At 64.7% G+C, this 11,853-nt stretch carries 9 protein-coding genes; 7 read left to right on the top strand and 2 right to left on the bottom strand.

The features are described from left to right. Positions 1 to 185, bottom strand: a 185-nt coding sequence (locus A3A5_RS40770; protein WP_198293105.1) for a helix-turn-helix domain-containing protein, incomplete at its 3' end; no start/stop codon positions are given. A gap of 77 nt (positions 186 to 262) precedes the next feature. Here A3A5_RS40770 and A3A5_RS0105495 point away from each other — a divergent pair. From A3A5_RS0105495 to tssJ, 7 genes are all read left to right on the top strand, one after another. Then, positions 263 to 1,552, top strand: coding sequence for a hypothetical protein (locus A3A5_RS0105495; protein WP_018309615.1), 1,290 nt, complete (start codon positions 263 to 265; stop codon positions 1,550 to 1,552). Positions 1,553 to 1,597: 45 nt separating this feature from the next. Beyond that, the gene (locus A3A5_RS40765; RefSeq protein WP_081623807.1) at positions 1,598 to 1,888 is read left to right on the top strand and encodes a PAAR domain-containing protein; all 291 of its coding nucleotides are present in this window, start codon (positions 1,598 to 1,600) and stop codon (positions 1,886 to 1,888) included. A gap of 67 nt (positions 1,889 to 1,955) precedes the next feature. Further along, complete coding sequence (locus A3A5_RS0105490) at positions 1,956 to 5,450, top strand: ImcF-related family protein (RefSeq protein WP_026200486.1); 3,495 nt, start codon at positions 1,956 to 1,958, stop codon at positions 5,448 to 5,450. 20 nt (positions 5,451 to 5,470) lie between these two features. Beyond that, complete coding sequence (tssA, locus tag A3A5_RS0105485) at positions 5,471 to 7,066, top strand: type VI secretion system protein TssA (protein WP_018309613.1); 1,596 nt, start codon at positions 5,471 to 5,473, stop codon at positions 7,064 to 7,066. A gap of 23 nt (positions 7,067 to 7,089) precedes the next feature. Continuing rightward, positions 7,090 to 8,925, top strand: a complete 1,836-nt coding sequence (gene tssF, locus A3A5_RS0105480; RefSeq protein WP_018309612.1) for a type VI secretion system baseplate subunit TssF — start codon at positions 7,090 to 7,092, stop codon at positions 8,923 to 8,925. Between the two features lie 2 nt (positions 8,926 to 8,927). Beyond that, positions 8,928 to 9,968, top strand: a complete 1,041-nt coding sequence (gene tssG, locus A3A5_RS0105475; protein ID WP_018309611.1) for a type VI secretion system baseplate subunit TssG — start codon at positions 8,928 to 8,930, stop codon at positions 9,966 to 9,968. Between the two features lie 51 nt (positions 9,969 to 10,019). Continuing rightward, on the top strand, positions 10,020 to 10,550 hold the full coding sequence (tssJ, locus tag A3A5_RS0105470) for a type VI secretion system lipoprotein TssJ (RefSeq protein WP_035811851.1): 531 nt from the start codon (positions 10,020 to 10,022) through the stop codon (positions 10,548 to 10,550). Between the two features lie 4 nt (positions 10,551 to 10,554). Here tssJ and A3A5_RS40760 read toward each other — a convergent pair whose 3' ends face one another. After that, the gene (locus A3A5_RS40760) at positions 10,555 to 11,610 is read right to left on the bottom strand and encodes a peroxidase-related enzyme (RefSeq protein ID WP_018309609.1); all 1,056 of its coding nucleotides are present in this window, start codon (positions 11,608 to 11,610) and stop codon (positions 10,555 to 10,557) included. Positions 11,611 to 11,853 lie beyond the last annotated feature (243 nt).

The raw sequence follows: 11,853 nt of genomic DNA, 5'->3' as shown, positions 1-11,853 counted from the left end.
CGCAGCGCATTGATACCCACGCCCGGTTTAAGGGCAGCGTTTATCCATTTATAGATCGTGGTGCGATTGAATCCGTAGGAGGCAATCACGTCTGCCGGCCGCTCGCCTTCACGAACCCGCTCAATCGCCATGAGGCGAATCGCCTCCAGCGTCTGATGATCAAATGTCCGTCCGTCTCGCTTCATGCACGATCCGACCGATGCAGGGCCCATGAAGTTCCAACTTGTCGACTAACTTACCGACCCATGAGTAAGGGCAAGGCATGGCGGTAGATTTTTCGCTTCTACCCAAGGAAGTCGCGATCGCGGAAGTTCCGCCCTCCCGGCTATTCTGGGGGCTGACCTTCATTCTGATGGCGGTTGGATGCGGCTTGGCCGTTCTGTTGATTTGGCCGAAGCACCTGGCGACGAATACCTGGCGGTTCTGGATAAGCCTCTTCCTTCTTCCATTGGGAGTGGCCGGATTGACCGTACTTCGTCGCTATGCGCTTTACGAGGGTCACAAACTCGACGTGTTGATGCGCAATGAAGCCGTCTGCGATTACAACGCGGGCATCTTGGAGGCGGCAGCGCGACCTTTAGCGGTAGTTGGCACGGCACATCGATTTTCGTCTGACCGGTCCGAGAATGCTGTGCAGAGCATTAAGTCCGACGTGGTAAGACTCGAGTCCCTGAATCCGATCTTCAGTGAGGGCGATCCCGTCCAGGCACGCTGGCTGCATGTGCCTGGTGTGGAGCTCAAATCCGGAGCAAGGAAAGACGACGAGTCGCGCCAAATGAAGGTAGTGTGTTGGCTATTTTCGGAACTGCTTGAGGAAATGGCTGAGCGTCTTGCATCGCTGCCATCGCCAACTGATCTTGGCGTTCATCTCTGGGTGTCAGGCGGATTGTCTCGCAAGGATTATCTGGAACTCTGGCAGCAGTGTTGGGTGGAACGACGGCTTCGGAGAATGCATGTCATTGACGATGCGAAGCCCGTGCAGCTCGATGCCGTTGACAGTTGGCTAGATCAACTTGCTGCCGGCCATGAATGCGAGGCAAGGCTCTTCGTCACAATTCAACTGTATCCACTACTGAGTGAAACGCCGCCTGTCGGCGCTGCGGAAGCCGGTGTGGCTGTTTTGCTCATGCCAGGAGATCAGGCAAGCCGGAATGCAGTTGCTTGCGATGGCAATCTGCATCGCCCGGTTCAAGGACCACTCGACCAACTGGATGACGCTATATGTCGTGCGTTGCAGTGGGGTGAGCTCGAGGCATCGCAGGTTATCGGCGGCTGGCAGACCGGTCTTGGTTCAGCGCAGACTGGCATTCTGCGTGCGACAGCTTTGAACCTGAAACTCAGTGTAAAGCCAACGGATCTGGACCAGACGGTTGGGCATGCGGGCATTGCCGCGCCGTGGCTTGCAGTCGCCTGCGGCGCAAAGTCATTGTCTGCGGCTGCTCCGAATCAGATTCTATTCTGTGGCCAGATGGATAGCGTGAATGCCGCGATTGTGCGGCGGGTGGAAGACGGACTGGGGCCAGGCCCAATCCTTTCAGAGTCGCCAACGTAATGGGCTGGGATTATCGATAAAAAGGTCACAAACAAGGAGCGAATCTTGGTAAGACGCTACGACATCAGGAAAGGGGATTCAACAACGGCCGGGGGCATTGTCACAGGCGGGGAGGGTAGTGATCTCCTGGGCGGCCGGGAGCAGGCCTATGAGAGTGATCCGGTCTGGTGCCCGGTCTGCAAAACAGTCGGACAGATCGTCTGCGTGGGTCCACGCATGGCGATGACCGGACCGGACGGCCGTGAAGCGGCATTGAGCGACGACTTATGTGTATGCCGCTGCAAGCCGGGTCCGCTCCTGCTCGCCTCCCAGCACGTCTCGTATATGGATGTATGAGCGGTATCCCGGTGAGTATCGTTCGAGAGTGCCTCGCAGTTGCCTGCCTGAAATCTTGTATTAAGCGATGAAGAAACTGCCGTTAGATCTTGTCTCGATACTGATCGCTTCACTGCTTGCTATGTTGGCTATTGTTTTCTGGGGCGAGTACGCAGGCATCAACACGCCCGAGGAGCGCAGTTGGTGGTTGTCGGTAGTCGCCATTTCCGCATTGGTGCTGGCAGTGGTCGCGTCGCTTGACCGCTGGGCGCGCTGGATGGATGCTGTCCGCTCGCTTGGAAGATGGCTGCGTGTTCATCAAACGGACATGGCTGGAACAACCCAAGGCAGCCTCGCTGAAAGCCAGAGGCTAATGGGATCCGCTGCAGGGTCGCTTCAGCAACTTCGTCGAGTGCTACGGGAGGAACTGGGGTGGCGCTATCGCTGTCGCCGTCCATGGTTGCTGCTGACCGGTGACGACGTCGCTATCACTGGGCTGCTGCCAGCGCTAACTGCCCAAGGGTGGCTAGTCACAAACGATGCGGTGCTGCTTTTTGCTCGAAGCGGGAAGGACGGCCGCCCCGACACCGCCTGGCTAAAACAACTCTACAAACTGCGCCGTCGCCGCCCGGTCGACGCGGTCATCCTCACCATCAACGGTGACACCAGCTTACTCGCGCAACGCCCGGGCGCCCATCCCTGCCGCATGACGCTGGCGCACATTTCCGAAATCCTGCGCTGGTCCGCTCCGGTGTACGTGCTCGATGTCTCCGGCGGTGACACTGCAGGGGATGGCAATACCACGGTCATTGGCTGTGCACTGGGGCGGGACGCGAATGCTACAGCCATCGACAATGCGCTGCAGACCCTGCGCGATGCGCTGGCTCAGCGTAGCGTAGCGCAGTTGATCAAGAATGAGGCGGACCGCTATATGGGCACGCTCTCGCAGCGGCTCGATGCCCGCGCCAAGCCAATGGCCGACTGGATCGCCAGCCTGACGACCGGCCAGCGCCGGCGGCTTCCGGTTGCCGGCGTGGTGTTCGCGCCATCTCCGGCTGCTGGCCCGACGGATTCTGAGACACAACCTGGCGCTGATCTTCCCCTCTGGTCGTATCTGAGCGAAGCCGCGCGGCGCCAGCCAGGTCGGCGTACTGGCAGACACCCGATGACCGTGCTCTGTGCGCTCGGGCTGGCGTCCATTGCACTGTGGAGCGCTGGCATGGTCTTGTCCGGGATGCTGAACAGCCGGGATGTGCGTGCCGCGCGGCAAGCCGTGACCGATCTCAACGGCGCACCTGATGCGGCGGCCCGCCTGCGGGCGCTGCTGGCCTTGCAGCAGCAGATCGAGCGCTACGAATACCGTACTCAGCATCACGCACTGCTAGCCACGCGCTTCGGCTTGAATCGGGACAAGGAGGTGCTGAATGCCCTGTGGAAGCCCTATGCGCAGGCCAGCCGCCATTTGCTCACGACGCCGGTGCAGCAGGACCTGGAGGCGTCGCTGGTCGATCTTGGGCAGATGCAAACCGCGACATTGAACGAACAGACTAGCAAGTGGGCACTGGGCGGTCATCAAGTGCTGAAGGCCTATCTGATGCTGGCCCAGCCTGAACGTGCCGAGGCGGCGTTCCTGGTGCCGCAGCTGGTGCAGCACTGGTCGACCGATGCGCGCGTAACGCCCGGTGCGCAGCAGGATCTTGCCGAGCGCCTGCTCGGCTTCCATGCCCGTCATCTGAAGGCGAATCCAGGCTGGGCGATCGAGCCGCGACCGGAATTGGTGGCCGGTGCACGCCAGACGTTGCTGGCGGTCATCGGGCAGCGCAATGCCGAGGAAACGATTTACCAAGGCATCCTGACTACGTTCGGGGACAACAACAGCAAGTACCCGGACCAGACCCTCGCAGTGCTTACGTCCGGTACCGATCCCCGAGGGCTCGTGCGTGCCGCGGCGACTGTACCTGGTGTCTTTACCCGGCAGGCCTATGAGGGCTACATCGCGCCCGCCATTGAGCAGGCCGCCAAGCATACGGAGGTCGCCAGCGATTGGGTGTTGCAAGGCGCGGGCGTCATCCCGCAGCCAGGGGCCCGCTCCCCCGAGGCGCTGCAAGCCGCGCTGACCGAGCAGTACTTCGCCGACTATGCGGAGCACTGGCAAGACTTCATGAACAGCCTGCAATGGGAGCCGGCACGCACGCTGCCGGCCGCAATCGGGCAACTGAAGCTGATGGCGGATGCGCGCCAGTCGCCGGTGATTGCGCTGATGAAGTCGCTCGAGTACCAGGGCGGCGCGGGGGCGCGCAAGGACAGCCTGTCCGATACGCTGGTGGCGAAGGCGCAGGATTTGCTGGGCAAGCAGGCAGCGGGGCCCGAAGCGGGCAGGCCGGATGCGTCGGGCCCGCTCGGTGCCGCATTTGGGCCGGTGCTGCGGCTGGTGGGGCAGGGCCAGGCCGGGCGGGGCGGCAACGATGACCTGAGCCTGCAGCGCTTTCTCGACCGCGCAACGGCGCTGCGCCTGCGCCTGCAACAGGTCACCAATAGCGCGGATGCCGACGCCCAGGCGCGCCAGATGGCGCAAGCGCTGTTCCAGGGCAAGGGTTCTGAGCTTGCCGATACGCAGGCCTATGCGCAACTGATCGCCGCCAGCCTGGGGAACCAATGGGCGGGCATGGGCGAGGCGCTGTTCGTGCGGCCGATCGCGCAGGCGACGCAGAGGGTGCTGCAGCCCGCGCAAGCCAGCCTGAACGATGCCTGGCGGCAGGGCATCGCGGTGGCGTGGGGCAGGTCGTTTGCCGGCCGCTATCCGTTTGCGGATACCGCCAATGACGCTTCTCTGCCCGAGCTGGCGCGCTTCCTGAGCCCGCAAGGCGGGCTGATAGGCGCGTTCCTCGGCACCCAGCTGGCCGGCGTGCTGGCGCTGCAGGGCGATCAATGGGTGCCTGCGGCGACGGGTGGTCAGGCGCTGTCGTTCGATCCGGCCTTCCTCAAGGCGGTCAACATCCTGCAGCGCATCGCTGCGCATATGCTGGCACAAGGGGAGCCGCAATATCGCTTTGAGGTGAGGCCGATCCCGACGCCGGGGCTGACCGACACCGTGCTGATGCTCGACGGCCAGAAGCTGCATTACTACAACCAGCGCGAAACCTGGCAGGCGATGCACTGGCCGGCCGCCAACCTGCAGGACCTGGGCACCCGGCTGCAATGGCAGACCGAGCAGGCCGGCACCAACAAAAGCTATGAGTTCGGCGGGCGCTGGGGACTGGTCCGGATGCTGGAGCGGGCGCAGGTCGAGCCGCTGGACAGCGCAACCTATCAACTGACCTGGCGTGGCGTGCCTGACACGCCCGAATCCAAGGCGAATGCGGACAGCAGTGCTGACAGTGATGGGGACAGCCTCACGGCACGCGCCGCGAAGCTCCCCGCACCCGCGCGGATGTCCTATCCGATCCGGTATCAGTTGCGTACCGAAGTGGGCCAGGGCCCGCTGGAGATGCTGGCGCTGCGCGGCTTCGTGCTGCCGGCGCGCATCTTCACGGACGAGCGAAAGCAGGCCGTTGCCGGCGTTGCGCCCCGTGAACGCACATAGCCACAGCGCAGAAGGAATCCATGCTTGCCAATCTCCTCAACGCACTCTTTGGCGCGCGCGCCCCCGCGGATCTTGCCCGTTCCACCCAGGCCCGCTGGGAGCCGTGGCTGCAGCCGATCCGCCCGGACGCTGCAGTTGGCAGCGATCCCGGCTATGACGATGACTTCCTCGCGATCAAGGACGAGGTGGCAAAACTATCGGACATCAACGATACGCTGATTATTGATCTGGCTGAAAAGCTGCTGAAGTCTGCCGCCAAGGACGTGCGCCTTGCAGCCTACTATGTCTACGCGCGCATGCGGCGCGATGGCGCGCAAGGGGTCAGCGACGGTTTCGAGTTGCTGTCGGCGCTGGTCGACAGGTTTGGTGCCGAGCTGTTGCCGGCGCGGACGGAAAGCCGCAAGGCGGCGCTTGAATGGCTGGCGGGGGCGACCTTCACCAGCCGGCTTGAGCGCGTGCAGGGGCTGTCTGATGCGCCGCTGGAGCGAACGCTGTCAGCGCTGGCACTGATCCTGGAGCGCACTGCGCAGTGGCCGCAATCCGCGCGGCCGGCGCTCGACGGACTCTTTCGGCGCTTCGAGGAGCGTGTGGCGGGTAGTGTCGAAGCCGCGTCCGCCGCGCTCGCGGATGCCACGGCTGAACCGTCCAAGGCACGCCACCCTCCGCTCGCTTCAGCCTTGCCCACTGGCGGCGAGGTCGCTTCCACGCGCGAGCTCCTCGACCGTGCCCGGCAGATGGCGCTGTTCCTGCGCGAACAGCCACAGGGTTACCTTGCCGCCTACCGCCTGATGCGCTGCGTGCGATGGGATACGCTTACCGAGGTTCCCCCGCACGAAACCTGCGGCAAGACGCGCTTGCTGGGGCCGCGCGCGGAATTGCGCGCCCAGCTCAAGCGCCTGCTGCTGCAGAAGCAATGGCCGGAGTTGCTCGATCGGGTCGAACAGGCTTTCGCCGAAGGGGCGAATCACTTCTGGCTGGACCTGCAGTACTACGCATTTGTCGGGCAGGACCAGGCGGGCGGCGAGTACGCATGCGTGCGCGACTTGCTGGCAACGGATTGTGCGTTGATGCTGGAGCGGCTGCCTGGACTCGAGCAGTTGGCTTTTGCCGATGGCTCGCCATTCGCGGACGACACCACGCTCGCATGGATTGCGCGCCATGCCACCGTGCGGGACGTGGAGCGCGGCGAGATGACGGCGCCGGTATCGGTGGCCTCGGCCAGCACCGACTGGGCCGAGACCGAGGCGCAGGCAGCCGAACTTGCCGGCCAGCAAAGCCTGGATGCCGCTTTCGCCTGGTTCCAAGGCTTGCCGGTGTCCGATGGCGGGCGCGACCGATTTATCCGGCAACTGGTGATGGCGCGCGTGGCCGAGCGTGCCGACCGCGCCGATACCGCCTTGCACCTGCTGGCTGCGCTGGACTTGTCCGCGCAGCACTTTGAACTGGCGGCGTGGGAACCCTCGCTGGTGTTCGAGGCCAAGCAGCAGCAGCTGCGGCTGCTGAGGGCACGCATGACCCGCAAGGACGCCGACAAGGCCGCGCTGGCACAGCGCATCGAAGCCCTGGTGGGCGACCTGACCGCGATTGACCCGGCGCGTGCCGTGGCCCTGGCCTGACTGGCAAGCGAAGCAACTCTCCCATGAACCATCCCACTCAAGACAACGAGATTCTGCGCTACTACGAGGCAGAAATGCGCTACCTGCGCGAGGCGGGCAAGGAGTTCGCCCAGGCGTTCCCGGATCGCGCGCGCATGCTCAATATCGACCGCATCGGCGAGCGCGACCCGCATGTCGAGCGCCTGTTCGAAGGCTTCGCCTTCCTGATGGGCCGTCTGCGCCATAAGCTCGACGATGAATTGCCGGAGCTGACCGAAGGGCTGGTCAGCATGCTGTGGCCCCACTACCTGCGCATGATCCCGTCGCTGTCGATCCTGGAGCTGTCGCCGGTCGCCGGCGCGGTGCAGCGGCATGAAACGCTGCCGGCCGGGCTGGAGGTGATGTCAGATCCCATCCCGATCCCCAGCCCCATGCGCAGCCAGACGGCCGGCGAGGGTGATTTCGTCGAGTGCGTTTACCGGACCACGCAAGCGGTCGATCTGTTTCCGCTGCGGCTGACCGAGGCGCAAGCCTATGCGCGCGAAGACGGCCGCTGCGTGATCCGCCTGCGGCTTGCGTTGCCGCTGCAAGGGCGCCGCGAGCCATGGCAGGTGCCGCGCCTGCGCCTGTACCTGCATGCTGACCGCCCGGTGGCGCTGGCGCTGTACGCCGCGCTGACAGCGAAGCCATTGGCGATGCAGGTGCGGGTGCCCGGTGAGCCGGCGGACCGGCCCGGCACACCGCAGCCGATGCCGGGCCTGCGCCTTGAGCCGGCGGGCTTTGCATCCGGCGAACGCCTGTGGCCCAAGGCGGACAACGCCTTCGGCGGCTACCAGCTGCTGCTGGAATACTTTACCTTCCCCGAGAAGTTCATGTTCGTTGACCTGCTGGGGCTGGACATGGGTGCGATCCCGCCCGATGCCGGGTATGTGGACGTGGAGGCGGTGCTGGCCCGGCCGTTCCCGGACGATATCCATTTCTCGGCCGAGAACGTGCGGCTCTATTGCACGCCCATCATCAATTTGTTCGAGCTGGAGGCGGATCCGGTCTCGGTGACGCATCGCGAAACCGAGTATCGGGTGCGCGCGATGGAACATCACGGCCACCATGTCGAGGCCTATTCGGTCGACAGCGTGCGCGGTTTCGAGGTGGCCAGCGGCGAGCGGTTCGAGTACGCGCCGTTCGCGGCTTTCCGCCACCGTGGCGGCATGTTGCGCCATGAGATGCCGGAGCGCTACTTCCACACCCGCATGCGCCGTGGTCCCTCGGGCCGGTTCGACACCTGGGTGGTGCTTGGCGGGCATGCCTGGGAGCGGCAGGCTGAATTGCTCCAGGAAACACTGTCGCTGTCGGTCACGGGCACCAATGGCATGCTGCCGCGCAAGGGCCTGCGCGAGGCAGGCATCACGCGCATGCGCGGCGGCTTCACCAACATCGGCACGGTGCGCAACCTGACCGCCCCGACGCTGCCGGTGTATCCCCCGACCGGCGACCGTTTCCACTGGCGCGTGCTGTCGCACCTTGCGCCCAACTACCTGTCGCTGCTCGATGCAGGGATCCTGCGCGGCAGCCTCGCGCTCTATGACTGGACCGAGGGAGAGCTGAACCGGCGGCGCATCGACGCCATCACCGAGGTGCGGCACCGGCCGCTGCAGAAACTGGTCAAGGGCGGCTTGCTGCGCGGGGTGGAGATTGAGGTGGCGCTGGACAGTACCCGCTTTGCGGGCGGCGGCGATGTGGAGCTGTTCGGCGAGATGCTCAACCGGTTCCTGTCCCTTTACGCCTCCGTGAACCTGTATACGCGGCTGGTGGTCGTGTCGCAGCCCGGCGGCAAGCGTGTCGCGTGGCCGGACAGCAAGGGCGAGGGGGCACCGTTTTGAGCATGGATTCCGCTGTCACGGCCGGCGCGGCCGGTGCCTTGCTGGAGGCGCTGCTGGCCGCCGCGCCACAGATGAATCTGTTCCGGTTGTGCGAGCTGATCGAACGGTCGGCGCCGCGGCGGCCACCGCTTGGCACCACGGATTCGCCGGCCAATGAAGTGGTACGGTTTCGTTCACACGGTGCGCTCGGGTTCCCCGCACGCGAGATTGCCGCGGTGGAGCGCGACAGCGACCATCCCGAACGCCCACCGGTGATACGCACGACCTTCCTCGGGCTGTATGGCGTCGATGCGCGGATGCCGTCTTACTTCGTTGATGAGATTGCGCAGCGCCGCGACGGGGCCGAGCCGCTGGCGGCGTTTCTCGATCTGTTTCACCACCGAATTGTTACGCAGTTCTACCGGGTCGGCCGCAAGTATCGCTATCCCGTGGGCTTTCGGCCGGGCGGCAACGACGACGTTTCGCGCTTCCTGCTGAGCCTGCTCGGGCTGGGCCTTGGCCGGGCGGATGGGCAGGCCCCGGTGGAGCGCGACGTCGGCACGCGCAAGCTGCTGTCGATGCTGGGCCTGGCCAGCCAGCGCACGCGCACGGCGGAAGGCCTTGCCGGCGTGCTGCAGCATGCCGTGCCGGACGCCCGGATCAGCGTGGAAGAGTTCCATGCCATGTGGGTGCGCATCGACACAGCCGAGCCCATGCCGTTAGGTGAGAACTGCGTCCTTGGCCGAGGCTTCTTTGATCGCGCCAACACCGTGCGCGTGGTGATCACGCCGCGAACCCGCGAAGGGGTATTGGCCCTGATGCCAGGGCACTTACAGCATCGCGAGGTGACGGCGCTGCTGCGCTTCTATCTCGGCTACGCGGCCCATGCGTGCCTGGAAATGCGTGTCGACGCCGCGCTGATGCCGGCGCCAGCGCTGAACTCAGACAAGGTGAGCCTCGGCTACACGTCGCAACTGAACGGTTCGGGCGCGGCGCTCACCGTGACCCGTGTACAGCTCGGCACCTGGACCGGGCATGGTTCGGCAGCGGTCATGGCGCACTAAGGTACCGATGGACAAGATCCGAAAGCAAACCAGCAAGACAGGAACCAGACCATGAAACGTCAGATTTGGAATCGATGCGCGGTGCTTGCCGCCATGCTTTTGCTCGCGGGATGCGGCGTAGGGCAGGCGGTCAAGGATGGCACGGTCGAGGCAGCGAAATGGGCCTTCACGACCCAGGTCAAGACCATGAACCTGGACCTTGCCAGCCGTGCGTCGCTCAATACCAGCGGCGCCGGACAATCGCTGTCGACGGTTGTACGCGTCTACCAGCTGAAGGAACCAAAAACGTTTGAGCAGCTCAGCTATGCGCAAATGCAGGCGAATGATCTCGAATCGCTCAAGCCCGACCTGCTCGCCAGCCGCGACGTGGTCCTGCGCCCCGAGGCGAGCGTAAGTCTGAGTGAGCCGATGCACGCCGACACGGAATATGTCGGCGTGGTGGCGTTGTTCCGCAGCCCGGACAAGGATGGCGCCTGGAAGCTGGTCGTGCCGAAGAAGCAGTGGAAGAAGACCGATCCCGTGAAGATCGAACTGCGGGGCAGCACGCTGCAGCTGGCGGGCGGCATTGCCGCGGGCGCCTGACGCCTTACTGTGCCGACGGCTCCGGAAACACCGGCTCGCCCAGGTTCAGCATCAACCGGTTCGCCCACGCAAAGATGGCGACGGAGTGGATCAGGTCCAGGATTTCCGCATCCGTAACGCCCGCGTCGCGCAACGGCTTGAGCTGCCCGGCAGTGACTTCCGCCGGTTGCTCGGTCAGTTCGATCGAGAACTTCGCGATCGCCTGTTCGCGCGCGGTGGTGCCGGCGGTGCGGGGATCGTCGAACACCTGGCGGATCACGTCGTTGCGCTTGGCCAGCTGCTCGAAGCGCTGCGCATGGACCGATGCGCAGTAGACGCAGCCGTTGATGCGGGACACCACCGTGCTGGCCAGTTCGCGTTCGGCGCGCGGCATGCCGCCCGGCGCGTACATGATGGCGTTGAAGGCGGTGGAGCGCTGGCGCAGGATCTCGGGCTGGTGCACCAGGAACAGGTAGTAGTCTGACACCTTGGCCTTGGGATGGCTTTCCTCCAGCACCGCGATCTGCCCGGGCGTGGCGCTGTCGATCCCGACCACATCCAGCCAGGCCTTCCAGTCCAGCACTTCATTGGTGAAGCCATGCGCCCGGATCGGGTTCGGCAGCATGGTGCCGGCCGTGGCGGCAACGGCCTTGGTGGCCGGTTCGCCGGCGCCCAGCGCCTGCATTGCCTTGAGTCCGGCCACCAGGCGTACCTGGTAGGACAGGAAGGCGACCAGTTGCGCCAGCGTTACCACGTCGGGTGTGGCAAGGCCGGCCGCGGGCAGGGTCTTCAGGGCGGCCTGGTCGCCTTCCACCGGGCGCTCGCTCAGCGTGCGGGTGAACACCAGGATGGCGCGCAGGCGTGCGTCGGCGAGCGTGTCGGGGTTGCCTTGCCCGGCCACGGTGACCAGAGCCGTGTTGGCGTCGATGGCCTGCAGGCGGGCGCGGTAGTGGGCCACCAGGTCAGCGGCGCCGGCCAGGCGGGCGGCGTAGAGTGCGACCAGCAGGCGCTCGGTGAGCGTCAGGCCAGGCAGGGCGGGATCGAACAGCCCGTCGTAGCTGCCCTGGGTGGAGGCCACCACCTTGTCGCGCGCGTGACGCAGCGTGTGGATGGCGGAGCCGGCGGCTAGGAGCTCGTCGGAGTTGAGGTGAAGCGCGATTCAAAACATCAGGTTCATGACTGGGTTCGCGGCCGGATTGCGGGCTCATCTCAGTCGTCAAAACGCGATGAAGGTATTTGAAAGTGGATGAGGAAGGCAATCGGGCGATTAGGCGGCACAAAGAGCCCGCTGATCGGCCCTACACACCCCGTAATACGTTCATCC

Source organism: Cupriavidus sp. UYPR2.512, assembly GCF_000379565.1.
Taxonomy (GTDB): Bacteria; Pseudomonadota; Gammaproteobacteria; order Burkholderiales; family Burkholderiaceae; genus Cupriavidus.
This window is presented reverse-complemented; position numbering and strand designations above follow the sequence as displayed.

Coding starts and splice junctions, on each gene's coding strand:
- A3A5_RS0105490 (WP_026200486.1), top strand. CDS start 1,956: ATGAAGAAACTGCCGTTAGATCTTGTCTCGATACTGATCGCTTCACTG.
- tssJ (WP_035811851.1), top strand. CDS start 10,020: ATGAAACGTCAGATTTGGAATCGATGCGCGGTGCTTGCCGCCATGCTT.
- tssG (WP_018309611.1), top strand. CDS start 8,928: ATGGATTCCGCTGTCACGGCCGGCGCGGCCGGTGCCTTGCTGGAGGCG.
- A3A5_RS0105495 (WP_018309615.1), top strand. CDS start 263: ATGGCGGTAGATTTTTCGCTTCTACCCAAGGAAGTCGCGATCGCGGAA.
- tssA (WP_018309613.1), top strand. CDS start 5,471: ATGCTTGCCAATCTCCTCAACGCACTCTTTGGCGCGCGCGCCCCCGCG.
- tssF (WP_018309612.1), top strand. CDS start 7,090: ATGAACCATCCCACTCAAGACAACGAGATTCTGCGCTACTACGAGGCA.